Source organism: Hyphococcus flavus, from assembly GCF_028748065.1.
GTDB lineage: Bacteria > Pseudomonadota > Alphaproteobacteria > Caulobacterales > Parvularculaceae > Hyphococcus > Hyphococcus flavus.
Genome location: NZ_CP118166.1, coordinates 1,761,009 through 1,786,804 on the forward strand (window position 1 = coordinate 1,761,009; position 25,796 = coordinate 1,786,804).

The following is a 25,796-nucleotide window of genomic DNA, read 5'->3' on the forward strand; positions in this document are numbered from 1 at the left end:
AGGCGGCCCAATCTTTATGCTGCAATGCGGCGAACCCCGTCATAATGGAGGCAGCGTGACGACGAATAAAATTACCAGTGATCTGGATGCGGCGGCGTTGATTTCCATATTTGACGCGCTTGACGCCGAAAGTCATGAGGACCCGCATCTCAACCCCGTCGCGCGGCTCTCCTCAGAGCTGTTCATGGCGCTTGAGCGCGATGACATTTCAATCTCGATGTTGGGCGGAATTATTCGCGAATTAAACAACCGCGCATTCGAAATGCGGGCGGTTGCGTTTCATGAGCGCCGCTGCGCCGCCGACACAGATGTTGATGCAACATTGAATGAGCTTGCTGAACGCGGATTTGATGCTTTTCGCGATGCAGTTGAGGGGGCGAGGACAGGCATTGTTTTCACCGCGCACCCGACATTTGCGCTTGGCGCAGCGCGCCGCGAGTTGATGGCGGCCTACCCTTTGGGCGGGAGTGAGCAGGATAAACAAAACTGGCGAAACGAGGTTGGCGCACTAAGCACCAAAGCGTCTGACGATATTACGCTGCGTTACGAACATGGGGAGGCCCAAAAATCAATCATACATGCGCAGGACGCAACGCACTTTTTGAATGAAAAAATCTTGAAAGTAGCGCGGGAACGATTCCCCAAGCGTTGGACATCGCTGACACTACATCCTGCCAGCTTGGCAAGCTGGGTCGGCTACGACCTTGATGGCCGCACAGATATACATTGGGGTGAAACAATCCGTATTCGTATTGCAGAAAAAGCATCACAGCTGCATCGCTATGTTGAACAAATAGACCGAATTCTTCGTCTGTTAGATGTCGATATATTGTCAGGGCTGCGCAAATTGTTCGCTGACGCAGCCGACCTTGCGGCACGTCAGGCGGAAGCTTTTGCTGGCGACCTAGATGACGTGAGTGTAGTCGTTCGCGCCGCTAACTTGTTAACAGAGGAAGCTTCGGGACGACTCGTCAGTCTTGCCGATGCAATAGCAACGGTAACTGCTTTGATCGATGATGCTCACGATGAAAGGGTTGTGTCATCCTTGATATTGTTGCGTTCCGACATGCAAGCCTATGGCCTTGGGCTTTCGCGCATTCATTTACGTGTTAACGCTGCACAGGTTCGTTCTGCGCTTAAAGCGGATTTGGGTCTAGACCCTGATACAGGATTTGCTGGGCGATCTGCGCTCGATGTTGCAGCAAAGAAAGCAACTTCAGCCACCTCAAAGCCGATCAATTTTGCATCCGTATTTCTCGAAAAAATGACAGCGCGACGTCAGTTCATGCTTTGCGCGCAAATATTAAAACACATTGATGCTGACACGCCCATCCGTTATTTGATTGCAGAGTGCGAGGCGCCTGCAACTGTTATGGGCGCGGTGTTCCTGGCACGGCATTATGGTGTTGAAAAGATGCTCGACATCTCACCATTGTTTGAAACGCCGGAGGCAATTGAAGGCGGCGGCCGTTTCATCGAACGATTGCTGCAAGAACAAAGCTTCCTAGAGTACATAACATCGCGAAAGCGCATGTGCATACAACTCGGCTTTTCCGATTCTGGAAGGTTTATGGGGCAGTGTGCCGCTGATCTTGCCATAGAGCGGTTGCATGTTTTATTCGCCAGAGCCCTATCAGATGCAGGTCTTACCAACGTCGAAGCGCTAATTTTTAACACTCATGGTGAGTCCATGGGGCGCGGGGCGCACTCAGGCGCTTTTGAGGAGCGTTTAAATCATTTAGCGACACCGTGGGTGCGATCACTGTTCGACAAAAAATGCATTCCGTTGAACACAGAATGCAGCTTTCAAGGCGGCGAGGGGTATTTGCACTTTCAAACATTGGCGCTGGCAAAACAAACGACTGCGTTGCTATGGACGCACTCGCTTAGCGAAAGTGAGGATAATGATGCAGACTGTTTTTATTCGGATATCAATTATTCGTGGGACTTTTATCGTCGTTTAAAATCCTGGCAGGAAGATTTGTTTCGCCGCAGCGACTATCGCCGGATCCTATCAGGGTTTGCTTTGCGATTTTTGTACAAGACTGGTTCGCGTCAAACCAAAAGGGCCCGTGGAGATGGATTTGATTTGAGTGCGCTGCGTGCAATTCCGCATAACGCCATCCTGCAACAACTTTGTGCGCCTGTGAATGTGTCGGGCGGTTTTGGTTATGCGTCAGGGCGTGAAGCGGAACGACTTGTAGACCATACGAAGTGTTCAAAACGGATGAAGGATTTAACGGCGTTGGCTGCTCATGCGCGTGGATTAACAGATCTTGCTGTTCTTCGAGCTTACGCCCAGATTTTTTCCCCCTCCTTCTGGTCGGAGCTGTCAGTGTCTGAGGGAACCGGAAGCCGTGCTGATGCCTATGAACAGATACAAATTGCTCTAGATGAAGGCGCAACATCGGCTTCATTCAACCAGCTTGCAGACTTTCTTACGCAAGACTTACGCCGTTTTGACACTCTTCTTGCTCAAGGCATTCTGGAAAATGTTAGTAGTTATACACGACGTGTTGACCTGTCGGTACTACATTCCATTCGTCAGGCGCTGATTGCAAAAGCTGTCTCGCTCGTAGCAAGTGCGCCGCCTTTTTCCCGCAGACATGATATGGACAAGGAAGACCTGATCGAGCTGGCGTTTGAGTGGAAACTTAATGAGACAGTCGAGTTGCTTCGAAATATTTTTCCTGCAAAGGCAAGGCTTAGCGAAGCCTTTAAAGGGCTTAGTGAGACGCTTGATGACTCAGCGTTTGAAGGGGGCGCCTATCCGGAAATTCATCAGCGTATCATTGGCCCGTTGGATGAAATTTCATGTCTATCGAGAAAGCTGTCGCAAGCAATCAGTAGTCATTATGGCGCGTTTGGTTAAGCAATCCGATCACACGGCATCTCGTAACGCCTTAAAAAAGTGCTTTCGGCACAACGGCGCATAGCGTTCGTTGCCGCCTATCTCGATGCTTTCGCCTGTCTTTACGGCTTCGCCGTCGGGGTTGATGCGTAAATTCATTGTTGCTTTACGCCCGCATTGGCAAATCGTCTTGAGTTCACGGATTTCATCTGCCAAGGCTAACAGCCGGCCGCTTCCCTCAAATAGTTCGCCCCGAAAGTCAGTGCGCAAACCATAGCAGATTACGGGTATGTTAAGTTCGTCAACGATTTTTGAAAGTTCAAGAACTTGCTTGCCTGTCAGGAATTGCGCTTCATCTAAGAAAATACAAGCTATTTTCTTCTCATTAATTTCCTTTTTTACAATAGCGAAAATATCGGTTTTACTGTCGAATAAATGCGCATCTTTTTGCAGCCCTATGCGCGAAGCGATCGCCCCTGTTTCAAAGCGGTTATCTATCTTTGCTGTGAACTCAATTGTATTCAGGCCGCGTTCCCGGTAATTGAAACTGGCTTGCAGTAGAGTTGTCGATTTGCCGGCATTCATGGCGGCGTAATTGAAATAAAGTTTCGCCATTAAAAATTGTCCGGGAAACGCCCATCGCCTTCCAGTTCTATAGCGCCTGTCATTATAATGCGGTTATCTTCTTCCCGCCATTCGATGGCCAAATCGCCGCCGTCGAGAGTGACTGTTGCCTTGCGTCCTGTCAGGCGGCGACGGTTGGCGGCTACTAAAGCGGCGCATGCCGCCGTGCCGCAAGCTTTGGTTATGCCTGCACCCCTTTCCCAGACGCGCAGCCTGATTGCGTGTTTGCTGATTACCTGGGCAACGGAGACATTAACCCTTTCCGGAAACAGCGGATGGTGCTCAATCATTGGGCCAAATCGGTCGAGCGCCTGAGTTTCAGCGTCCTCTACGAAAAAAATACAATGTGGATTGCCTACATTTACCGCGGACGGCCCCCACAGGACAGGCTTATCAATTGGGCCTAGCTTTACGTCGATAAAACGCGTGTCGTCCATCTGTTCAGCGAGTGGAATTTCTCTCCAGTGCAATTTGGGTTCGCCCATATCAACCGCGATGCGTTTGTCGCCAACACGCCATGCATGAAGTTCGCCTGCTCCGGTTTGGAATCTTACTTCTTTTGATTCCAGATCATTCATCAACAGCCACCCAACACATCGTGAGGCGTTGCCGCAGGCGTCGACTTCGCCGCCATCGGCATTCCATACACCCATGAATACGCCCTCATAAGGCTTTCTTTTTTCCAGTGTTATCACTTGGTCGCAGCCAGGTCCGGTTTTTGGGTCGGCAATTTTCGCAGCTGTATCAGCGTCGATGGCATAATTTTTTTTGCGCAAGTCTACTATGACGAACTCGTTACCGAGGCCGTTCATTTTAAGATATGTTTGTCCAGCTAGTTCTGACATCTACTGTGCGCAATTTTCCGGTTTACGAATTCTCAGTAATTGCACGGTTTCTTCTTTCTCGCGCCGTTTCAGAAATAAAGTGATCAGTTTTTTCCCAGTAATGCGGGCGTAGTACGGCCTGCCACATCGCTTTATAGGCCGCCACAGATGTTAGCAACCAATATATGGGTGTTGTTAAGCCGTATACACAGAGTTCAGTCCTCCCCCTTTTTATCGGTGCTAGGACCATGATTGCAACGAAGAAGCTATTTCCGATAATCAGCGCGGCGAAATTAAAATAGACAAGTGACGCTGGAAAAAGCATTTCGACGTATGGGGGTGAGGCCACAATCCAGAAAAGAGACAAACACCACATGATAGGGTTTATCAACGCGCTGAATATATTGCCAGCGACAAACAGTTGCACTGCAAGGAAACCGCTCCAACCTGTCGTTTGTATTATTTTCTCGGGCTGGCGCATGTGAACAAGCCAGGTTTGAAGGTAGCCCTTTAGCCATCGAGATCGTTGTCTGATCCAGTTGCGCGCCCTGCAATTCGCTTCCTCGAACGTAGTAGAATCAAGCAGTTCAACAAGGTATCCGTGCTTCGATATACGAAGGCCCAGGTCAGCGTCTTCGGTAACATTATATGGATCCCAGCCACCGAGCCGGATCAAAATTTTGGTTCGAAAAAAATTTGATGTGCCGCCGAGCGGAATTGGCGCTTTCATGCGTTGAAGCGATGGCAAAAGCCAATCAAACCATAACGAATATTCAAGAGTGAAAAGTCTCGTAAGCCAATTATCATCATGATTGTAGTAGTTGAGGCGCGCTTGTACGCAAGCTAGACGATCATCTGCTAGGTGAAATGCTGAGGCAGCTTTACGAAGCTGATCCGGTTCTGGCTGATCTTCCGCATCATAAATTACAATCAGATCGCCGCTGGCAAGGTGAAGTCCGTAATTACAAGCTTTAGGTTTAGTCTTCGGGCCAAGGTCAGGAGTTACAATCAACTGAAAGCGGCGATCGAGGCCAAGCCGTATCGCTTCCTGAAGAGTTTCTGGATCATCTTTTTCCAGAAGCAGCTTTATGTCCTTTTTATCATCAGGATAGTCGAGAAGGTCGATGGAAGAAATGAGTGTAGGCAGCGCCTCTGCATCTTTATAAAGCGGCAGTAAAATTGTGATGACCGGCAAGTCTACGTCTTGAATTCCTATAGGCTTAAAGACACCCACAGGACTGTCTTTACTCAAAGCCAGCAACCATACGCGAAATGCGATTGCGCATAAAAAATATGCCGTTGTAAATACGTTCAATAAAATAAAGGCCGCCACGGGCATATAGATTGCCAATATCGCTGAAACCGAGAATAAAAACGCGGCTCCGATTGCTTGATTTTGAGAAAGAAGACGGAATGCTGAGTCCTGAGGACGATTCTCTTTAAGGCTAGAAATACAAAGTTGACTAAGCGCATCCGGGAACTGCGAATAGTAGCGCTGCGCTGAGTGTTTTAGAGTGAAACATTCGACTTTATTACTACATGTTTGAGGTTCAGTAAGATTGGGTATTGCTCCTCTTGTTCCCGGAATGCCCTCGTCTATATGAGCCGCCTCTTTTGTGGTTAAGTCGTTGGTAACGACACTTTTCGTAAGCGTGCTTTTCAAGGGCATCAGAATTTACTCCAGAAGCCAATGAAGTATGTGCGCCCGAGTTCAAGGTTGCGGCCTGAGATTTCTTCTGTAACGCCAGCTTGCAATGACCAGTGATTGCTTATCTGATAAACCAGAGAAGGTTGTAGCTTGACGATGTCGTAGTCTGTTCCATCGTTGATCTCGTTTCTCAGAGAGAAAGTCGAAAACCCTTCAAAAAGGAAAAGCAGATTGTCAATTGGTTCGATGCCGATCGTTGCTTGAGATTTTATCTGGTCAGCGGAATTGCTAAAACGTTTTCGGTAGCCAGTTTCAATAGCGGAAAAAATTTTTACAGGCTCTAAAACTAAATCTCGGCCGTAGAGTGCGGCTATTTCAACATCTATGCCGTTGCCTTGCAGAAATGTTCGTGCGCCTGATAGAAATCGTGCCGGTTTGCCAGCTGAAATTCTTACCGAAGCGGCGTGACGGGCGTCTCTTAAAAGCTGATACTGTGCGAAGGCTTCGATTTCAGAAAAGCCGCTTGCCGCATCTGTTTCAATTCCGCGGCGAAGCCAGCTTGTTCCATAAAGGGCCTTGCCGCCGATTGTTATGTCTTTTGTCAGTCCATATTCCAGATATGTATTCGATTCGAACCGATCAAAACGCGCATCGATGATGCCTTGCGGCGTTTCAATTGGATCAAGGTGGGTGCTGAAATACTCCCCTCGGGAGATGATCAAGAGTTCACCGTCAGGTCTGGCCCATGGTGATGCGTTCGAGCCTGACGGCGCCAGGAACAGCGCCAGCAAGCAAACAAACAGACTTCTTCTGCATCTAAACTGAAACAGCGCCCCGCCCCCGAAAAACCATTCTGGTCTTTATTGAGGAGGGACTATTTCAGAAAAACAAAGCTTGCGCCAGTCTTGGGCGTAATAACGCAGCCATTATTCTATAATAGCTGCAATTATTACTTGTATTCCAGCAGCCTACGCCGCCAGTTTACGGATGACATAATGCAGAATACCGCCATGACGGAAGTAATCGAGTTCGTCAGCCGTATCGATCCGCACGAGCGCTTCGATTTTTTTCTCATCGCCGTTTGCGAACTTGATCGAAACAGGAATTGTTGAGCGCGGTTCGATGCTGTCGACGCCTTCGATGGTGACTTCTTCGTCGCCGGTGAGGCCTAATTCTTCCCAGCCTTCGCCATCCTTGAACTGCAACGGCATGACGCCCATGCCGATCAGGTTGGATCGGTGAATGCGTTCGAAGCTTTTGGCGATAACAGCGCGCACTCCGAGCAGGATTGTGCCCTTTGCCGCCCAGTCGCGAGAAGAGCCCGTGCCGTATTGTTCGCCAGCCATAACAACCAGCGGCGTGCCGTTTTCCTTGTATTTCATGGCGGCGTTGTAGATCGGCATTTCTTCGCCGGTAGGCGTGAATTTCGTGACACCGCCTTCCGTGCCGGGCAGCATTTTATTCTTTATACGGATGTTTGCGAAAGTGCCGCGCATCATCACTTCGTGATTGCCTCGCCGCGAACCGTAAGAGTTAAACTCTTCAACCGGCACCTGATGTGATTTCAGATATTCACCCGCCGGGCTGTCTTCTTTAATGGCGCCGGCGGGTGAGATGTGGTCCGTCGTTATGGATTCGCCGAACAGCGCCAGAACACGCGCGCTCTTGATGGGCTCCACGGCTTTTGGTTCTTTCGTCATGCCTTCGAAATAAGGCGGGTTCGCCACGTAAGTTGAGGTCGGCCACTGATAGGTTTGTCCATCGCCAACATCAATCGCACGCCATTGGTCATCGCCTTTGAAAACGTCGGCATAGCGCGTTGCAAACATCTGCGCTGTCACATGCTCACGCACGACTTCGGCGATTTCCCTGTTAGTCGGCCAGATGTCTTTGAGGAAAACAAAATTCCCCTCGCTGTCTTCGCCAAGCGGATCCTTGGTAAGATTGATGTTCATGGAGCCTGCGAGCGCGTAAGCCACAACCAGCGGCGGCGAGGCGAGGTAGTTAGCGCGCACGTCTTGGCTGACGCGGCCTTCGAAGTTGCGGTTGCCGGAAAGCACCGACGCCACAGCCAAGTCGTTTTCGTTGACGGCTTCGGAAATCGCTGGCGGCAGCGGGCCGGAGTTGCCAATGCAGGTTGTGCAGCCGTAACCGACGAGATTAAACCCGAGCGCATCAAGGTCATCTGTCAAACCGGCGGCGTCGAGATAATCAGTCACTACCTGAGACCCAGGCGCCAGTGATGTTTTCACCCATGGCTTAACAGCAAGCCCTCTGGCGCGGGCGTTGCGCGCGACGAGGCCAGCCGCGATCAGCACAGAAGGGTTGGAAGTGTTCGTACACGACGTAATCGCCGCGATGGTGACGTCGCCATGACCGATGTCGAAACTTTCGCCTTTAACGGCGACGCGTTTGCCGGCTTCATCGGCTTTGCCGTATTCCTTGTCCAACGCGCTGGCGAACCCTTCCGGCGCCTCTGAAAGCAGTACGCGGTCCTGCGGGCGTTTCGGGCCGGCGAGGGACGGTACAACGCTTGTAAGGTCGAGTTCGAGCGTATCTGTGAATACCGGATCTGGCGTTCCTGCTTCGCGCCACATGCCTTGTTCCTTCGCGTAGGCTTCAACCAGCGCAATGCGGTCTTCTGAACGGCCTGTGGCTTTAAGGTAGCGCAGTGTTTCATTATCGATCGGGAAAAAGCCGCATGTCGCGCCATATTCCGGCGCCATGTTGGCGATGGTCGCCTGGTCTTCAAGCGATAGGTGATCAAGCCCCGGTCCGAAGAACTCAACGAACTTGCCGACGACGCCTTTCTTGCGCAGCATTTCAACGACCGTCAGGACGAGGTCGGTCGCTGTCGCGCCCTCAGGCAGTTTGCCGGTCATTTTAAAGCCGATCACCTCGGGGATCAGCATGGAAACAGGCTGACCGAGCATGGCCGCTTCCGCCTCGATGCCGCCGACGCCCCATCCGAGTACGGACAGACCGTTGACCATGGTTGTATGACTGTCGGTGCCCACAAGCGTGTCAGGATAAGCGTAGGTCTCGCCTTTATGTTCGGCGGTCCATACAGTCTGCGCCAGATATTCAAGGTTTACCTGGTGACAGATGCCGGTGCCTGGCGGCACGACGCGGAAATTGTCAAACGCGCCTTGGCCCCATTTCAGGAACTTATACCGTTCGCCATTGCGTTCATATTCGCGGTCGACGTTCTTCTTAAACGAATCAGGACCGCCGAAATAATCGACCATGACCGAGTGGTCGATGACGAGATCGACCGGCGCCAGCGGATTGATCTTTTCCGGGTCCTCGCCAAGCTTTTTCATGGCGTCGCGCATGGCGGCGAGATCGACGACGGCGGGGACGCCAGTGAAATCCTGCATCAGCACCCGGGCCGGGCGATAGGCGATTTCGCGGGTCGATTTGCCCTCCTTCAGCCAGCCGGCAAACGCCTTCACATCATCAACAGTGACGGAGCGATCATCTTCAAACCGGAGCAGGTTTTCGAGAAGCACTTTTAACGAAAAGGGCAGGCGTGAAATGTCGCCGATCTGCTTTTCGGCTTCCGCGAGGCTGTAATAGGCGTAGGTCGCGCCGCCGGCGGTGAGAGTCTTTTTCGTTTTCAGTGAATCGCGTCCAGGTATCATCTGGCTCCTCCGGGCTAAGCGTTTTTAGGAAAAGTGGAATCCGGTTTTCCGTAAAAAACGCGATAAAACAAGAACCCAGAACCGCATCGCACATTATGATAAGCAACACGGTTCTGAAAAATCCGTGAAATTCCGGGCCGTTATGGCGCAAGGGCGGGTCACTGGCAATGCGGCAACGCATTCATTTCGCCGCCACGCTCGCGACAAATTTCGAACTATGATATGTGGCTTTCCGAAATCGCCTTTGTCCGTTTTGAAGACTGAATTAGGGAGCGTTGTTTCCATGTCTCGTTCGACCTTACCCGTTGTTCTCGCCGCCATTTCCGGCCTCGCCGTGACCGGCCTTTCGGTGACAGGCGCTGTCGCCCAGCAGCCCGAAGCCAAGGCGACCTTCCGGGACTGGAGCGTCTTCGTGCGCGAGGTTGACGGCGAAAAGATCTGCTTCGCAGCCACGGAGGCGACGGACAAGTCCCCGAAATCGGTCAATCACGGCGACATTTTCTTCCTGATTGCGACCTGGGCGTCGGGCGCGGCGTCGGAACAGCCGAGCCTGATGACGGGTTATGCGCTGAACGCCAAGCCTGAACCGACCCTGCGCATCGGTTCTGACAAATGGGACATGTATGTCTCCGAGAACGAGGCGTTCATCGAGGAGTCGGCGGAAGAAGACCGGCTTGTGCGCGCCATGCGCCGCGGCGCCGACATGCGCATCTCGGCGCTCTCCCAGCGCGGCACGGCGACGAGTTACGTGATCTCGTTGCGCGGCGTTTCCGCGGCGCTCGATCGCGCCAAGGCGGAGTGCCAATAGGATCAAGCGCGCGTTAGCGTATTGTTGTTCAAGAATGCTTGAGCAGCGGACCCCTCTCGCGTGAACGAAACGGCGCAGCCGTTGGGCCGTAGCCGAATGTTGTACAAAACCGGCGGCGCAGGTTTGTACAACTTTTTTTGTTGCCGACATCGCGCGTAGGATTGGCGCCGTGAATCGCCGGCGCGCATTTAAAACTTCCGCACGATAGAATTTCAGTTTCATTCCACATGGCCGGCATCATAACCCGGCTCTAAAAGCTCGTGGATAACCTTCCACCAGTCGAACGGGGTTGGGGCCCCGCTCGACGGGAATATGCCTGTACGCCTTATGAGCCGCAACGTCAGGCGGAAGTTCGCGATAACAACTCTGCCTTGACGTGCGCCCATGTTGCGTGCGGCGTAACATCAAAAAGCCCACCGCCTTCTACGGGTGGTTAAATCTGGAGCAATTAGCAACGGCTGAGGTTGAACGCCCGCCTTGTAACAAAAACTGAGGGCAATCCGTGTCAGGTATGTGCAAGCTATTCGGAATGATGTTCATTCACTCTGAGCAGAGATCACAACGCCTTCTTTGATTACGAGATCAACATCCTCCAGCACGCGAATATCTTCTAGAGGGTTTCCTCGTACAGCAATAAAGTCTGCGTATTTTCCAACCTTAATCTCGCCGATATTTTCTTGCTGATTGAGCAAGTCGGCAGCAATAATTGTTGCGCTTCTGATTGCGTCGAGAGATGACATGCCAGCGTCAATCATAAGTTGAAATTGTTCTGCATTACGGCCATGAGGATAAACACCTGCGTCAGTACCAAATGCGATCTTCACTCCTGCTTCATAAGTCTTTTTGAAAAGCATAGTGATGGCGTCATATTCTTCATTATTGGTGCGACCAAGATTCTTATCATCGTAATTTTGATTGCGTTCAATCAGGTCGAAACGAGCTGATAGTAAATCAAGAACGGCATAGGTGTCGTTTTTGCGCATCAAGCGAATGGTCTCATCATCAATCATTGATGCGTGTTCTATCGAGGTCACGCCCGCGCGTACTGCATTCTTGATGCCATCCGCCCCATGAGCATGTGCGGCGACAGTAAGGCCGTGCTTTCGCGATTCATTGACGATAACGCGCAACTCTTCAACAGAGTAAGAGGCAGCGCCAGGGATTGTACCGTGTGTTCCATAGCCGCCGGTTGCTGCGACCTTGATAAGATCCACCTTGTTTCTGACGTGCGTTCTTACAGCTTTTCTAACTTCATCGGCGCCATCCGCGATAGCATGTGCGTTCGTTTGGATCTCATGTTCGGGCGCCATCCAGTTGCCCCAGGAGCCGTGACCACCAGTCATCGTAACCATTTGGCCGCTTACAAACATGCGCGGTCCTTCTACCCAACCCCTGGAGATAGAATCACGTAATGCAACATCACAATAAAATGGCGATGATACGTCTCGAACTGTCGTAAATCCGGCGCGTAGTGTCTTTTTGGCGTTGAGTGCTCCCACAATGCCGAACGTTGCTGCGGGCAATGACCAGTGATCGAAGTCAGCCCCCAGATGCGAGTTGTCGCAAAGGTGCGTATGCGCATCGATCAAACCCGGGAGAACCGTGTATCCTGACAGGTCCAGAAAATCACCTTCTATAGCGTCTTTAGGGCCATTTTTAATTGCTGAAATACGACCGCCGGTTATCTCGATGATTGCGTTGGTTTTGAGTTCACCAGATAGAACATCGAGGTATGTCTCTACGAATACCTTTTCGAGGTGAAGGTGCGGTGCAACAGTATCCTTTGCCAGGAGCGGTGCTGGCAGGGAGATGAGAAAACTGAAAAAAAATCCCCTTAGAATCACTTTAGCGCCTCCCTAAAGATGAGACTAATACCATAATAACTGTTCCGGCTAAAAGCTGGGTTTTAAGTTTAAACTTTAGCATTCAAAGCGATAGTAAAAGCTACACTTCCGGCACGAACTTCTCGCGCATCGTAACCAGTTCTTCCGAAATGGTCGGATGTAGAGCGACCGTGTCGTCGAAGTCCTTTTTCTTGAGGCCAGCTTTGACGGCGATGGCGACGCACTGGATCATTTCCGCCGCATCCTCGCCGACGATGTGACAGCCAAGCACGCGATCTGTATCGCCGTCGACGACGAGCTTCATCATCACGCGTTCTTCCGATCCGGTCAGAATATGCTTCATGGAGCGGAAATTGGTCTTGTAGATATCGACATTCTTGAATTCATGGCGCGCTTCATGTTCGGCGTAACCGACGGATCCAACCGGCGGCTGAGAGAAGACAGCCTTTGGAATAAACCGGTAATCGGTCTTGGTCGGGTTGTTGTTGTAATAGGTCTCGGCAAACGCTGCGCCCTCCCGAATGGCGACGGGCGTCAGGTTCACGCGGTCGGTCACGTCACCCACGGCGAAAATATTCTCGACCGATGATTGCGAGTTGTCGTCCACTTTGACGGCGCCGTTCTTGTCGAGTTCGACGCCAACCTTCTCAAGGCCAAGGCCGTTGGTCGCCGGTTTCCTGCCCACGGCCCAGAACACGAGCCCTGTATCCACATGCTCGCCGTTAGACAGGTGCACACGTTTTTGATCGCCGCCAATGTCCTCGATCCTGTCGAAAATCGTTTGCGTGATGACGCGAATGCCCTGGCGTTGCAGTTCAGTATGAACCTGCACGGAAACGTCAGCATCGAAGTAGCGCAAAATATCTTCGCCGCGATAAACGAGGCAGACATCGCAGCCGAGACCTTTAAAGATGCAGGCGAATTCAATGGCGATGTATCCGCCGCCGGCGACAACCACATGTTTCGGCAGCTTTTCCAGATGAAACGCTTCGTTGGACGTAATGCCGAGATCGTGGCCCGGCACCGATTCATCGACCCATGGCGCGCCGCCCGTGGCGATCAGGATGCGTTCCGCCGTGACGTCGCGATTTTCCGCTTCCAGGTGAACGGTGTGGGCGTCTTTCAGCGTTGCCCGCGACTGAAAAATATCCGCGCCGGCGTTTTTGAGGTTGCGAATGTAAATGCCGTTTAGGCGGTCGATTTCATTGTCCTTGTTTTCAATGAGTTTCGCCCAGTCGAATGAGACGGTCTCCGCCGACCAGCCGTAGCCTTTGGCGTGATGAAATCCGTGACCGTATTCGCTGGCGTAGACGAGATATTTTTTCGGTACGCAGCCTCTGATGACGCAGGTGCCGCCGACGCGATACTCCTCCGCCACGCCGACTTTTGCGCCGTAACTCGATGCGAGCCGCGATGCGCGCACGCCGCCGGAACCGGCGCCAATGGTGAAAAGGTCGTAGTCGTACTTGGTCATGTGGCGCTCTTATTTGTCAGGAATCTTGCTGTCGGGCACAAAGCCGATGCCGGTTGAGAAGCGCTTATCATTGAACTCAAGCACTTCCAGTTGAAAGGTGTTCAAAAATTCGCGATAGACCGCCTCGAATACCGGCTCCAGTTTTCCCTCATAATCGAGCGCGATGCGTATCATCGGCTGTTGCGCCACGAAGACGTCGAAACTGTCGCCGGTCACTTCGATTGAGAGCGCGGTTCTGAGCCAGAGCGAGCCGGAATCCTCGAAGTTCTTCACTGTCAATGCGATGCCGAACTGCACAGGCTCAAGAACGATCACCGGGCGGTGGCGATAGCTGAATGCATCCTCGCCATAATCCTTGCGCGGGTCGAACTCGCCAATGGGCGGCACGGCGGTGACGCATTCAGGGCTGCATTCTAGGTAGGCGGGCAGGCCTTTGATGACGGCATCGCCAAACCCTTTGCAGCGCAGGAGGTTTTCAAACGCCGCCGCGCCGTAGGTTTTGATGGCTTCCTGAAGTTTTTGAAAACGCGTCTGCGACATGATAGCCTTATCTTTGCTGTGTTGGCGGTCAGGCTAACGCGCAAAATCAAATTGCGCAAAGAGGACGCGACGAGGGGACGCCGCTAAAGCGTACTAACAGAGACGCCGTCTTCGTCGCCATAGATGATCATGTCGGTCATGCCGCAAAAAAGGCCGCATTCAAGAACGCCGGGAATAGCGTTCAGCGCTTTTTCAAGCCGGGCGGGATCGTTAATGCGCTCAAGCGAACAATCGATGATCAGATTGCCGCCGTCTGTTTTGACGGAATTACCGTCTATGGAACGTAGTTCCAGCTTCGCATTTTGAAATCCTTGCTCGACAAGGGTGCGGCGCATCGCGGCGACGGTCAGCGCCCAACCATAGGGTGAAATCTCAACGGGCAGGGGAAAAGCGCCAAGGGCCGTGACGCGTTTTGACTTGTCGGCGATGACGATAAATTTTTTCGCAGCGTAAGCCACGACTTTTTCACGTAACAGCGCTGCACCGCCGCCCTTGATAAGGTTGTGTTGCGGGTCCGCTTCATCGGCGCCGTCGACAGCAAGATCGATGACAGTTGTCTCATGCGGTTCGATGATTTCAACGCCGAGGCTTTCGGCCTGGCGGCGTGTCGCCTCGGAAGTTGGCACTCCTTTCAGTGGCCAGCCCTCGGCCACGCGCGCGCCGATAATATCGACGAAATGCGCAGCAGTGGAACCAGTGCCGAGACCCAGCGTCATGCCACGCTCAACATGTTTCGCTGCTTCCTCCGCCGCGAGGCGTTTGCCGCGATCTTTATCCATGGGAATGCCTACTTCTTTTTTTCCTGAGATTTCCGGAATCGCGCCGCCCAGCCCTTGATGGCGGTCTGCTTTGCACGCGAGACGGCGAGATCATCCGGCTCGATATTCTTTGTAATGACGGAACCGGACCCTACATAGGCGCCGTCGCCAATGGTGACGGGCGCCACGAGCGCGGAATTCGAGCCGATGAACGCGCCTTTGCCGATGACGGTCTTATGCTTTGCGTAGCCGTCGTAATTGCAGGTGATGGTTCCAGCGCCGATATTCGCTTCCGCCCCCACTTCCGCGTCGCCGATATAGGTAAGGTGCGAGACTTTGGCGCCGTCGCCGATGACAGCCTTTTTTATTTCAACAAAGTTGCCGACTTTTGATCCGGTTTTGAGTTCCGCGCCGGGGCGCAGCCGTGCAAACGGTCCGGCGCTGGCGTGTGCGGCAACGCTTGCCCCTTCCACATGAGAAAACGGTTTGATTTCAGCGTTGTCGGCAATGGTAACGCCCGGACCGAAAACGACGTGCTGACCGATAAGCACGTCTTTGCCGAGCGTTGTATCCCATGAAAAATAGACGGTAGACGGGTCGGCGAGTGTTGCGCCATTTTCCATGGCGGCGACGCGCATGCGGTCCTGAAATACCGCCTCCGCCTCGGCGAGTTCGACACGGGAATTGACGCCGAGCACTTCGTCTTCGTCGGCTTCGATGACGGCGCAGGTTTTTCCGTCCGCACGGGCGATAGCGACGATGTCGGTCAAATAATATTCGCCTTTGGCGTTTTTGTTATCGATGTCTTTGAGGCGCGCCTGCAGGAACGCAGCATCGATCGCCATGACGCCGGAATTGCAAAGCGTGATATCGAGTTCTTCGGGACTGGCGTCTTTTGCCTCAACGATTGCGGCAAGGGCGCCGTCTGCGTCGAGTTTTAACCGGCCATAGGCGCCAGGTTCAAAAGGTGAAAACCCCAGCACCGCGACAGCAGCGCCCTTGGAAACCTCATCCGCTAGCGCGCGCAATGTTTCCGGTGTTACCAGTGGCGTGTCAGCGTAAAGAATAAGAACAGCGCCTGAAAAACCTTTGAGCGACGGCAACGCCTGCATCACCGCGTGACCGGTGCCTTGCGGCGGCGCCTGTACGGCGACGTCAATCTTTTTGTCGATTGATTTGGCGAATTCGCCAACCTGTGGCGCATGATCGCCAATAACAACGCCCATGCGGACGGGCTTCAGTTCATCCGTTGCATCGATGACATGAGCGATCATGGCCCTGCCGCCAATTTCATGCATCACTTTCGGCAGGGAGGATTTCATGCGCGTCCCATGACCGGCGGCAAGGATAATTGCAGCGATTGGTGTCTCAGTCATAATATGGCAATGCTTCCAGTATCAGGTACAAACATTCACTTCCGTCTATCATGGAAATATCAAACGGGCCTATGTCTCTTTGCGAACCATCTGGCGCGATTCGCGTCAATCTGAACTCAGCATGTTTTATCAGGATTTGGGCGGCGTAATGGCGGAACAGCGCGATAACGACCTGGCGGGGGCGGCGGTTTTATTCGATCTTGACGGGACGCTGGTCGATACGGCTGAGGACCTGGCCGCATCAATGAACCATGCGATGCAATCAGCCGGGCTCGCGCCGGTTGCGGCGGAGAGCGTGCGCCATCTGGTTGGGCATGGCGCGCGACGGATGCTGATGCGCGGTTACGAGTTGTCGGTTGACCGGACGCCTGACGACCAGGAACTGGATGACGCGCTGGCGTTATTCCTGGAGCATTATGAGGCAAATATCGCTGTCCATTCGCGGCCATTCGATGGCGCGGTGGAAATGATCGAAGCGCTAAGGGCGCGCGGCGCGCGCATGGCGATTTGCACCAACAAGCGGGAAGCTATGGCCAGGCTGCTCATGGAAACGCTAGGTTTCACCAAACTTTTTGAAACGATTGTCGGCGCAGACACGGCGTCTGCCGCGAAACCGGACGCCGCGCCGGTTCAGTTATGTCTGCAGCGGACGAACGCTGACCGGGCAGCTTTCATCGGCGACAGCGATACCGACATCAAGGCTGCAAGCGCTGCGGGTCTGCCTTGCTTTGTCGCTGATTTTGGATACGGCCCGCTAACCCTGCAGGATCAAACCGCCGGTATATTTTCCAGCTACGCGGATCTATCTCCGCTTCTCGAGGAAAGTTTGCGCGACTAAAGCGCCGGGCGAAAAAGTGGAATCCGGTTTTTCGCAAATCCGGCGCGGCAACTAAGAATCTATATCATCGGATGATGCAACCTTATCGCCCGATGATATAGACTGCGTTCACTTTTTGTAGACGGGCTCTAGCTCGCTTCCGCCGGCACGAACTTGGTCGGCATCCCGTTGACCATATTGCTGCGAATATCGGTCCGTGCCGAACGCATGGTTGAAACGAAACCTTCTTCCTTGGTTTCAACCACAACATCAAAGCCGCGTTTGCGCCAGAAATCCTGAATCTTAGCTGCGAGACGGCCAGCGCCGTCGCGATCACACAGGTCAGACATCGATTACCCCGATTTAGCCTATGAACGTTTCCACCTTTGCTAGAATATAAGGTAGTCTGATTTTTTCAAGCCTGACTCAAATGTTTTTTATACTGGCCAGTTTACCGGAAAATGCGTTATACATTCACAGTTTATAGGGTTGAAAGCGCATTTTTCTCGAACAGAGAAGAATTTTATCGCTTAGTTAGCAAGAATATTATAAGTTAAACTTATAAATCGAGGATGATGATGGAACTGACCCATGCCGCCGCCACCCGGTCAATCGGTGATCGGATCCGCCAGGCCCGCAAAACCAAAGGGATGAGCCAGTCCGATCTGGCGAGCCGGGTCGGCGTCAGCCAGCCGGCGATCGCCAACTGGGAAAGCGGCATTCATGACCCGCGGCGGCTGACGCTCGCCAAACTGGCGGATGCGCTTGAGGCGCCGCTCGACTGGCTTGCGGCCGGCGACAGGTCCGCGGCGGAAAGCGACAAGCACGCCGCCGCCGCTTATATCCGCCGTCCTGTTCGGCATGTGCCAGTCGTCAGCCTACGGACGGCTGCGTTGCTAGCCCGCGACCCCGGCGCGGATCCGCACGCTATGGCTGAAGATTATATTCCAGTGACGTTAGGGCCATCGAAACTGGTCGCTGTCTTTATCAATGATCCTGCGATTGATCTCGCATTTCTTCCGGACACTGTTGTGATTGTCGATTACGAAGACAAGATGCCGGACGATGGCGATTATTGTCTCATTCATGTTGAGGAAACGCCGCTGGTGCGCCGGTGGAAATCCAATCCCGCGCGCCTTGAGCCGGTTTCCAGCCAGGATGGTCACCCGACGATCGCTTTTACACCGTCAGTTACTATCATCGGCTGCGTGCGCGTTTCCATTCGCGTGCACTGACTTTTCTTTCAGGCGGCGCGCTTTTCATACATTTGCAGCATGTCAGGCAGCGTCTTGTGGACTTTCTGAAATTCCTGCACGACGATTTTGCAGGACGCTGAAAGATCAGCTATTTTCGCGCCGGCATGGGCTTTCGCTTCGATCTCCCCGCAGGCTTGCCCGAGCTTACGGGCGCCGACATTAACGCTCATGGATTTCAGCGCGTGCGCCGCCTTGGCGATGGCGGCGCTATCGCCAGTTTTTATGCTTGCAACCAAGTTCCGAACAGCATCTAGCGAGTGTTCTTTGTAAAGCTGCAGCGTGCGAACTGGCAGGTTTACGCTCCCCGACTGCATTGCGGCGATTTCATCCAACACTTTTTTATCAAAGACCTCATCTTCGCCAGCGCTCTCAAACAGCGCCGGGGAGTCATCTTCTTCAATCAGAGTCGGCGCTGTCTGGTCTGGCGCGTAGTCGAGGAATTCACTGAGAACCGACGAAAGGGACGCAATCGTAAACGGTTTCGTCAAATAGGCGTCCATGCCGGCTTCGCGCCATTTTTGATCCGTCCCGGCGACATGCGCGGTGAGAGCGATAACCGGGGTTCGGTCCTTCTTTGCTTTGCGTTCCAACACGCGAATGGCCTGCGTCGCCTCAAACCCGTCCATTTCAGGCATGGAACAATCCATCAGTATAAGATCAAACTGTTGCGATTGGACGAGATGCACGGCTTCACGCCCGTCATTTGCAAGCGTTACCTCAAGGTTCAATCGTGAAAGCGCTTCCTTGACGACCTCACGGTTGACCGGACTGTCATCGGCGGCCAGCACATGTTGCTTGTTGAATACAAGATGGCTTGCATCTGTTGTCGCCGTTTCCTGTAACGCGGCGACGCCGCGCAATTTATCATCAAGAATGCGATCGATTTGTTCCAGTACGTCGCGGCGCGACAGAGGCGCCATCAGCACATCTTCCACAATACCGCTGCGGAGCAGTTCCTCCGGCTTTGTGTCGCCTAGTTCGCATACACAGATACGCGCCGGAATCCACTGGGCGTCGCCGCAACTGATGGCTTCCTGATACGCTTCGAAAAAGTCCACAGAAGCGAAAATCATATCCGCATAGGCGATGTGCGGGCCGAGGTTCGCCGTGTCCTCGACGATGGTCGGAATAACGCCGGTCTCGCGAATATAGCGGGCGAGCATTTTCGGCGTGGCTTCGCCGTCAATGGCGATAATGGCGCGTTTTTCCGTATCGACTTTTCTGGTTTCCAGCGCTGGCTGCAGCCGTTTCGCGGGGACCTTGAAGAAAAACTTCGATCCCTTTCCGGGCTTGCTGGTGAGGCCAAGCACGCCATTCATCGCTTCCACCAGACGTCGGCTGATGGCCAGTCCCAGCCCGGTGCCGCCGAATTTTCGCGTTGTTGTCTGGTCCGCTTGCGAGAACGCTTCAAAAATCGCCGCTTGCTTGTCTTCAGGAATGCCGACGCCAGTGTCGGTTACCGAAAATTCGATCTCGCACGTGTTGGCGTCGCCGCCTTTTTGCAGCTTCGATCTGACTGCGACAACGACGTGTCCTTCTTCGGTAAATTTGAGCGCGTTGTTTACGAGGTTCGAAATAATTTGACTGATGCGAACAGGATCGCCCTCAATTTCTTCCGGCGTTTCAGGCGAAACATACGCCGCGAGATCAATCCCCTTGGAGGATGCGCGCTCCCAGAACAGGCTAACGACGTCGTCAACAATGTCCGCCGGTCGAATGGGGATGGTTTCAAGTTCCAGCCGCCCGGCCTCGATTTTCGAAAAGTCGAGAATGTCGTTGATGATCGCAAGCAGGCTCTGCCCTGACTTCGCGATCACTTCAGCATAGCGCTTCTGCTGCGGCGCCAGCTTTGCTTTGCTCAAGAGGTCCGCCATCGCCAGCATGCCGTTCATGGGCGTTCGAATTTCATGGCTCATGGTGGCGAGGAAATCGGACTTCGCCATGTTCGCTGCTTCGGCGGATTCTTTTGCGTCGCGATACTGCGCCGTTCTGCGCTCGACAATCTTGGTCAGGTTTTGCTGATGCGCTTTCAGTTTATTATCGCGTTCCTGAATGTGACCAAGCATGGTGTTGAATGTATCGACGAGCTGCGCGGTTTCATCATCTTCGGTCGCTTCGGCGCGCACGCTGAAATCCTCGGACTCACGCACGCGGCCCATGACTTTTGCAAGCGATAGAATAGGGTCGGTGATGGCGCGCTGCATTTTCAAGGCGATCAACACGCCGATCCCGCCGGCGAAAATCGCGGCGACAAAGGCGTCGTATAAAAGCAGGCCGATCCGTTCCGACAATGATCCGGTATTTGAATGAATGGTCAGCGACGCGACGGTTTGGCCGCCATGAACAATGGGCACTGATACTGTCGTTGATCGCGAAGTCAGCATTGATAGCGCTGAATCTTCCGGAATGAGAGAATTCTTCTTGTCTTCAATGACAGCGGTGGTGCTGCCAAGCTCGGTAAAGGTCGCGCCATCAGGCGTTTCAACCCGAACATGTTCTATGGTTGGAATGTATGAGATAGCGCGAAGGGCGTTTAATGTGGCGCTCTTGTCAGCGTTATGAACATGCTCGGAAATTGCAGATGAAAACACGTTTGCCGACGCATAAAGCTCAGCGCGCTTCCCGGCGCCATACTGATCCATCTCGCGCCATACCGATGACGCTGTCGCGATTGCAACAGCACCAAAAATAGCCACGACGACAAGCGTCGTCAGTCGGCTGCGCAGCGATTTTGAGCGCTGAGACATCGCTCCCGCATCAATTCCCTAATGAATTCCTAACCAGGAGGATGCACGCAATTGTTTGAAATTTAATTTCTTATCGAAAAAAGGAAGCGAAAAAATCGGTTGTTAAGATAAGTTTGCGTTAATTCTCCGGCTGGCGAGCGATAGGCCCGATCGCTTGCTTAGAGGGAGAGTATTCGGTGGCGTCTGGCACAAGCATAATTCTCGTTGATGATGATCCGGTGATGAGGGAGCTGGCGACGGCGAAACTCATTGAAGCGGGATATGTTGTCCATCAGGCTTGTAACGGCGCCGAAGGATTAAAGCTTGTACAAACGGAAAACGTGTCGCTCGTCATATCCGATATCGATATGCCGGTGATGAACGGCTATGAACTGACCGAGGCGATCCGCAAGGATGATGCGATCAGTGAAACGCCGGTGATGGTGATTACCGCCAGCGATCGCGCAGACGCTGTTGATCGTGCATTCGCCGCCGGCGCCACCTCGTTTCTCGCGAAACCGATGAACTGGTCGCTGTTCAATCATGCGGTGAAATTCGTTTTGCGGGCCAGCGACGACAGAAAAGCCTTACGGACAGCGCGGGATCAGGCGGAAGCCGGCGCAAGATTTAAAGACAGTCTGATGTCTGTCATGAGCCACGAGCTCAGAACGCCATTGAATGCGATTATTGGGTTCGGGCAAATCATCGCCGAACAGTTCGGCAAGGAAAAAGACAATCTGCATCAGGAATATGCTGATTACATCATCGACAGCGGACGGCGGCTTTTGAATTCTGTATCGGATATGCTTCTGGCGTCCGATGCCCGGTCCGGGCCCATCGCCATCAACGATGTTGACGTATCAGCGAGCGAGTTGATCGAGGAAGCGGTGGCGGGCTTGCAGAAAACGATGGACCTCGCAGAAGCTGAAACGACGATCCGCATGGCTTCATCTGATATCGAAATCACTTGCGACCGGGTTCTAGTGGCGCGGGCGGTGCAAAAACTTATTGATAACGCCGTGAAGTTTTCTCCCAAGGGCGTCAAAATTCTCATCGGCGGCGCGCTGACGAAACAGGGCGATCTCGCGATTGTCGTCAAGGATGACGGGCCGGGGATCAGCGCTGACAAGCTGGACGACGTCTGCGCTCCGTTTGCGCAAATGGACATGTCGATCCGGCGCTCAAAAGAAGGGCTCGGACTTGGTTTGCCGCTGGTGCAGGCCATCGCCGCGGCCCATGGCGGCGTATTTCGCCTCGATTCAACGCCAGGCGAGGGAACCCGGGCGATTTTATCGTTCCCATCCAGCCGCGTCAGGTCCATGTCGAAAGCATCGGCGCAGTCAAATTCCAATCAACAGGTTGCTTGAGCGGCTGTATTCAGGCGCGACACAGTTCAGGGTTTTTATTAACCTGAAGCGGGCTGAACTGTGACTTTAATGTTCCACCGGTTTCCCTAGTCATTGCGTGATTGGCTCGTTAACGCGCCCATTAACTTTTTATTGAATAATTCCAACCAGTTTTAACCATAACGGCAAATCTATGTTGCGTTGCGGTATTGTCGGCCGCCAAAGCCGTTTGTTGTAATTTTGTAACGCAAAGAGACGGAGCGCAGTTGCGCTCGAACGTTCACTGGACGCAAGGCCGCAGGTGAGCAAATAGTTAAGGATCAAAATTCGGCTCAGGCAAGGTAGTCGATACAGCCAAGCCCCGGTCAGGGAGGGGCTAAATCAGGGGTTAGAACATGAAAAAGGATTCCACGCTTACCGTAAACGCCGCGCGCCTGCTGACTGGCGTCGCGCTGAGCGCTGTTATTGCCGGGAACGCTGCGGCGCAGGTCCGGGACGAAATTGTGGTCACCTCTCAGCGCACCGAACAGTCGCTGCAGGATGTGCCGATTTCCGTTACGGCGTTTTCTGGCGGCGATCTCGATGCGCAGCAGATCGAGAGCTTCAACGACATTCAGATGAACACGCCGAACTTTTCGTTCACGCGTTCGCAATTCACCGGTTCGACAATCGTTATTCGCGGTGTCGGCGCGCTGGCTGTTGGCGCTGACTCAGAACCGGCGCTCTCCATTCATATGAACGACCTGCCGCTTGATGCGCCGCGTCTTTTTGAAACTGAATTTTTTGACGTGGAACGGATCGAGGTTCTGCGCGGCCCGCAAGGCACGCTGTTTGGCCGCAACGCGACCGGCGGTGTCGTTAACGTCATCACTGCAAAAGCGAATCCTGACGGCGTTGAAGCGCATGCTGACGTCGAAGTCGGCAACTACAGCTCTGTCAAATTCAAAGGTGCGCTGAACCTTCCTGTCAGCGACACGCTGGCGCTTCGCGTCGCTGGCACGACCATCAACCGCGATGGTTATACGACGAACGAATTTGACGGCAGCGACGTCGATGATCGCAACATCTGGGCGGTGCGTGGTTCGCTACGCTGGTATCCGACGGATAATACGACAGTCGATGTGACCGTCAGCCATATGCGTGAGGATGATTCGCGTCTTCGTCACTCGAACACCACCTGTACGCGCGATCCGAGCGGCGTGCGCGGGTGTTTGCCTGGCATTCAGGGTAATGACCAGCCGCATCTGGCCGGTACGACCCATATTCTTTCATCTGCTGAAACCTTCGAAACGCTCGGCGGTCTGCTGGGCTCGCCAGGTCTCGGCGCATTTGGGTTGTTCTCGGTTGCGGGTGATCCGAACCTGACCCAGCCGGCGCGCTCTGCTGACAATCGCGTCATCAACACTAACTTTAATCCTATCTACAACGCTGAAGAGACGATCTTCATGGCGAATATCCGCCATGACTTCGATAATTTCAGTGTCAAGCTGACGGGCGGTTATGGCGACTCACGTATTAGCCAGTTCCAGGACCAGCTCAATGACTTTGGAGCTGAAACAGCGCTCAGCGGCGCAATGCTGCCGCTTGTGTTGGCTGGCACGATCCCGATAACCTATAATGCTCTTTATGCAGACGGCTTGTTGCCGGTTTCCGGGTTTGATGAAGGAAGCGCCGGTTTCATCGGCGGCAATATTCTTCAGCAATCCAATACGTTTTCAACGATCGAGCAAAGTATCGGTCAGTCTGACTACTGGTCGATTGAAGGCATCGGTACGTCCAATTTTGACGGACCGTTTAACTTCCTGCTTGGAGCCAGCTACTCAAGCTCCGAAGGGTTTGCGGATTTCTATACTTCCGGCAACAGCCTCGACTATTTGTCAGCGGTTCTCGCCAGTGTTGGTTTTGCCGACGGCACGAGCATTTACGCGCCGTATTTCCGGTCAGACGGCTCGGCTGAGCGGAAATCGACTTCCGTTTTTGGCGAGATTTATGTCGATCTTTCCGACACGCTGCGCTTTACCGGCGGCGTTCGCTATAACCATGACGAAAAATCCATTCAGGACCGCGCCCTGTTGCTCGACAGCTTCCTGGCGCTGGCTGGGGGCGATCCGGGCCTTGCGCCGCCGTTTGGCATGGGCACCGCGCCGGTCGTCGTTCCTCTTGGCACGACGGACGTGACGGCGGGTCTTGATGTCATCAACCCGCGCCGTGTTGATACAGTCGATTTTGATGAGTTCACCGGTCGTGCCGTGCTCGACTGGCAGATGACAGACAACGCGCTTTTATATCTCTCCTATTCGCGCGGTTATAAGCCTGGCGGCTTTAACGCTCCGGCATCAGTTGGTCTAGGCGTTCAGCCGACTTATGAGCCTGAGTTCATCAACGCCTACGAGATTGGCCTCAAATCGAACCTGTTCGAAGGCGTGCTTCAGGCGAACCTTACAGGTTTCTATTATGATTATTCGGGTCTTCAGGTTTCGAAGATCATCAACCGGACCTCGGTCAACGAAAACGTCGATGCAACGATCTGGGGCGTCGAAGGTGAGTTCATTCTTCGTCCGACAGACAACCTGCGCCTGAACAGCACGGTTTCCTATCTCAATACGGAAATCGGCGAGTTCATGAGCTTTGACCCGGGCAACCCGACGGCCGGCGATCCGGATGCGGATCTGTTCAAGGACCTCACCAATGCTGCGAACTGTGTTGTTCGCAACAACGGCGCGCCGTCACTGATCGGTCAGCTAGCTAATCCGCTGGCGCCGGCTGGTCCGACGAACCCGTTAATCACGCCGTTCACGGTCTGCGACGCAATTCTCGAGCCTGCCATTGCAGCCAGAAACGGTCTTCTCATGACCAATTATGAGCTGCTTGCCGGTATCGAACAGAACCTTGAAGGTAACCGTTTGCCAGGCGCGCCGGAATTCTCGTTCAGCGTCGGTGCGGAATACACATTCCCAATGGGCACCTTCGCAGAAGTCACGCCGCGGATCGATTACTACTGGCAGGACGACTTCTACACTCGCGTCTTCAACACCGATGGTGACCTTGTCGAAGGCTGGGATGTGATGAACGCGCAAGTCACGGTCAACTCTGTTGACGGTCCGTGGTATGTGCGGTTCTTCATGCAGAATGTCCTGAATGACGAACAGATCACCGGCCAGTATCTGCAGGACCAGTCCGCCGGCCTGATCACCAATATCTTCCTTCAGGAACCACGCCGTTACGGCGTTGCCGTGGGCGCTCGGTTCTAAATCGCCGGA

18 protein-coding genes are annotated in these 25,796 nt (G+C 53.4%); 6 read left to right on the forward strand and 12 right to left on the reverse strand.

All coding sequences use genetic code 11. The features are described 5' to 3' along the window. The first annotated feature begins 55 nt into the window (after nt 1-55). A complete protein-coding gene (locus tag PUV54_RS08615) occupies nt 56-2,872 on the forward strand; it encodes a phosphoenolpyruvate carboxylase (RefSeq protein ID WP_274491804.1) in 2,817 nt (938 codons plus the stop codon). A gap of 9 nt (nt 2,873-2,881) precedes the next feature. Here the strand turns inward: PUV54_RS08615 and PUV54_RS08620 are convergent, their stop codons facing one another. The 5 genes from PUV54_RS08620 to acnA form a co-directional block, all read right to left on the reverse strand. Then, a complete protein-coding gene (locus PUV54_RS08620; RefSeq protein ID WP_274491805.1) occupies nt 2,882-3,466 on the reverse strand; it encodes a thymidine kinase in 585 nt (194 codons plus the stop codon). Further along, a complete protein-coding gene (gene dapF / locus PUV54_RS08625; protein WP_274491806.1) occupies nt 3,466-4,320 on the reverse strand; it encodes a diaminopimelate epimerase in 855 nt (284 codons plus the stop codon). Before dapF ends, PUV54_RS08620 begins: the two co-directional genes overlap by 1 nt. Before the next feature lie 22 nt (nt 4,321-4,342). Then, nucleotides 4,343-5,968 (reverse strand): glycosyltransferase family 2 protein, encoded by a 1,626-nt coding sequence (locus PUV54_RS08630; protein WP_274491807.1) that lies wholly within the window; start codon nt 5,966-5,968, stop codon nt 4,343-4,345. Beyond that, the gene (locus PUV54_RS08635; RefSeq protein ID WP_274491808.1) at nt 5,968-6,738 is read right to left on the reverse strand and encodes a hypothetical protein; all 771 of its coding nucleotides are present in this window, start codon (nt 6,736-6,738) and stop codon (nt 5,968-5,970) included. Before PUV54_RS08635 ends, PUV54_RS08630 begins: the two co-directional genes overlap by 1 nt. A 177-nt stretch (nt 6,739-6,915) precedes the next feature. After that, a complete protein-coding gene (gene acnA / locus PUV54_RS08640) occupies nt 6,916-9,591 on the reverse strand; it encodes an aconitate hydratase AcnA (protein ID WP_274491809.1) in 2,676 nt (891 codons plus the stop codon). A 283-nt stretch (nt 9,592-9,874) separates the two neighbouring features. Between acnA and PUV54_RS08645 the strand changes: the two genes are divergently transcribed. Next, nucleotides 9,875-10,399, forward strand: coding sequence for an invasion associated locus B family protein (locus tag PUV54_RS08645; RefSeq protein WP_274491810.1), 525 nt, complete (start codon nt 9,875-9,877; stop codon nt 10,397-10,399). 536 nt (nt 10,400-10,935) lie between these two features. Here PUV54_RS08645 and PUV54_RS08650 read toward each other — a convergent pair. The 5 genes from PUV54_RS08650 to glmU all read right to left on the reverse strand — a co-directional run bounded on the left by PUV54_RS08650 (nt 10,936) and on the right by glmU (nt 16,391). Next, nucleotides 10,936-12,243 carry a metal-dependent hydrolase family protein gene (locus tag PUV54_RS08650; RefSeq protein ID WP_274491811.1) on the reverse strand — a complete coding sequence of 436 codons (1,308 nt, stop codon included), beginning with the start codon at nt 12,241-12,243 and terminating at the stop codon, nt 10,936-10,938. Nucleotides 12,244-12,343: 100 nt separating this feature from the next. Beyond that, nucleotides 12,344-13,717, reverse strand: a complete 1,374-nt coding sequence (gene gor, locus PUV54_RS08655; protein WP_274491813.1) for a glutathione-disulfide reductase — start codon at nt 13,715-13,717, stop codon at nt 12,344-12,346. A 9-nt stretch (nt 13,718-13,726) separates the two neighbouring features. Next, complete coding sequence (locus PUV54_RS08660; RefSeq protein ID WP_274491814.1) at nt 13,727-14,257, reverse strand: hypothetical protein; 531 nt, start codon at nt 14,255-14,257, stop codon at nt 13,727-13,729. Between the two features lie 83 nt (nt 14,258-14,340). Further along, nucleotides 14,341-15,036 carry a ribose-5-phosphate isomerase RpiA gene (gene rpiA, locus PUV54_RS08665; RefSeq protein WP_274491815.1) on the reverse strand — a complete coding sequence of 232 codons (696 nt, stop codon included), beginning with the start codon at nt 15,034-15,036 and terminating at the stop codon, nt 14,341-14,343. Between the two features lie 8 nt (nt 15,037-15,044). Further along, nucleotides 15,045-16,391, reverse strand: coding sequence for a bifunctional UDP-N-acetylglucosamine diphosphorylase/glucosamine-1-phosphate N-acetyltransferase GlmU (glmU, locus tag PUV54_RS08670; RefSeq protein WP_274491816.1), 1,347 nt, complete (start codon nt 16,389-16,391; stop codon nt 15,045-15,047). 148 nt (nt 16,392-16,539) lie between these two features. Here glmU and PUV54_RS08675 point away from each other — a divergent pair, with 148 nt between their 5' ends. Beyond that, nucleotides 16,540-17,229 (forward strand): HAD-IA family hydrolase, encoded by a 690-nt coding sequence (locus tag PUV54_RS08675; RefSeq protein ID WP_274491817.1) that lies wholly within the window; start codon nt 16,540-16,542, stop codon nt 17,227-17,229. A gap of 128 nt (nt 17,230-17,357) precedes the next feature. Here PUV54_RS08675 and PUV54_RS08680 read toward each other — a convergent pair whose 3' ends face one another. Beyond that, a complete protein-coding gene (locus PUV54_RS08680) occupies nt 17,358-17,558 on the reverse strand; it encodes a hypothetical protein (protein ID WP_274491818.1) in 201 nt (66 codons plus the stop codon). 228 nt (nt 17,559-17,786) lie between these two features. Here PUV54_RS08680 and PUV54_RS08685 point away from each other — a divergent pair, with 228 nt between their 5' ends. Further along, complete coding sequence (locus PUV54_RS08685; RefSeq protein ID WP_274491819.1) at nt 17,787-18,443, forward strand: helix-turn-helix domain-containing protein; 657 nt, start codon at nt 17,787-17,789, stop codon at nt 18,441-18,443. Nucleotides 18,444-18,451: 8 nt separating this feature from the next. Here PUV54_RS08685 and PUV54_RS08690 read toward each other — a convergent pair whose 3' ends face one another. Next, nucleotides 18,452-21,211: an ATP-binding protein gene (locus tag PUV54_RS08690; protein WP_274491820.1), complete on the reverse strand. Its 2,760-nt coding sequence runs from the start codon at nt 21,209-21,211 to the stop codon at nt 18,452-18,454. 176 nt (nt 21,212-21,387) lie between these two features. Here PUV54_RS08690 and PUV54_RS08695 point away from each other — a divergent pair, with 176 nt between their 5' ends. Both PUV54_RS08695 and PUV54_RS08700 read left to right on the forward strand, forming a co-directional pair. After that, nucleotides 21,388-22,557 carry an ATP-binding response regulator gene (locus PUV54_RS08695; RefSeq protein WP_274491821.1) on the forward strand — a complete coding sequence of 390 codons (1,170 nt, stop codon included), beginning with the start codon at nt 21,388-21,390 and terminating at the stop codon, nt 22,555-22,557. 374 nt (nt 22,558-22,931) lie between these two features. Then, entirely contained in the window at nt 22,932-25,787 is a 2,856-nt protein-coding gene (locus tag PUV54_RS08700) for a TonB-dependent receptor (RefSeq protein ID WP_274491822.1), read from the forward strand. Nucleotides 25,788-25,796 lie beyond the last annotated feature (9 nt).

Bases quoted from the DNA above. Each gene is read 5' to 3' on its own strand.
- PUV54_RS08620 (WP_274491805.1), bottom strand. From the start codon at position 3,466: ATGGCGAAACTTTATTTCAATTACGCCGCCATGAATGCCGGCAAATCG.
- dapF (WP_274491806.1), bottom strand. From the start codon at position 4,320: ATGTCAGAACTAGCTGGACAAACATATCTTAAAATGAACGGCCTCGGT.
- PUV54_RS08630 (WP_274491807.1), bottom strand. From the start codon at position 5,968: ATGCCCTTGAAAAGCACGCTTACGAAAAGTGTCGTTACCAACGACTTA.
- acnA (WP_274491809.1), bottom strand. From the start codon at position 9,591: ATGATACCTGGACGCGATTCACTGAAAACGAAAAAGACTCTCACCGCC.
- PUV54_RS08645 (WP_274491810.1), top strand. From the start codon at position 9,875: ATGTCTCGTTCGACCTTACCCGTTGTTCTCGCCGCCATTTCCGGCCTC.
- gor (WP_274491813.1), bottom strand. From the start codon at position 13,717: ATGACCAAGTACGACTACGACCTTTTCACCATTGGCGCCGGTTCCGGC.
- PUV54_RS08660 (WP_274491814.1), bottom strand. From the start codon at position 14,257: ATGTCGCAGACGCGTTTTCAAAAACTTCAGGAAGCCATCAAAACCTAC.
- rpiA (WP_274491815.1), bottom strand. From the start codon at position 15,036: ATGGATAAAGATCGCGGCAAACGCCTCGCGGCGGAGGAAGCAGCGAAA.
- glmU (WP_274491816.1), bottom strand. From the start codon at position 16,391: ATGACTGAGACACCAATCGCTGCAATTATCCTTGCCGCCGGTCATGGG.
- PUV54_RS08675 (WP_274491817.1), top strand. From the start codon at position 16,540: ATGGCGGAACAGCGCGATAACGACCTGGCGGGGGCGGCGGTTTTATTC.
- PUV54_RS08680 (WP_274491818.1), bottom strand. From the start codon at position 17,558: ATGTCTGACCTGTGTGATCGCGACGGCGCTGGCCGTCTCGCAGCTAAG.
- PUV54_RS08685 (WP_274491819.1), top strand. From the start codon at position 17,787: ATGGAACTGACCCATGCCGCCGCCACCCGGTCAATCGGTGATCGGATC.
- PUV54_RS08690 (WP_274491820.1), bottom strand. From the start codon at position 21,211: ATGTCTCAGCGCTCAAAATCGCTGCGCAGCCGACTGACGACGCTTGTC.
- PUV54_RS08700 (WP_274491822.1), top strand. From the start codon at position 22,932: ATGAAAAAGGATTCCACGCTTACCGTAAACGCCGCGCGCCTGCTGACT.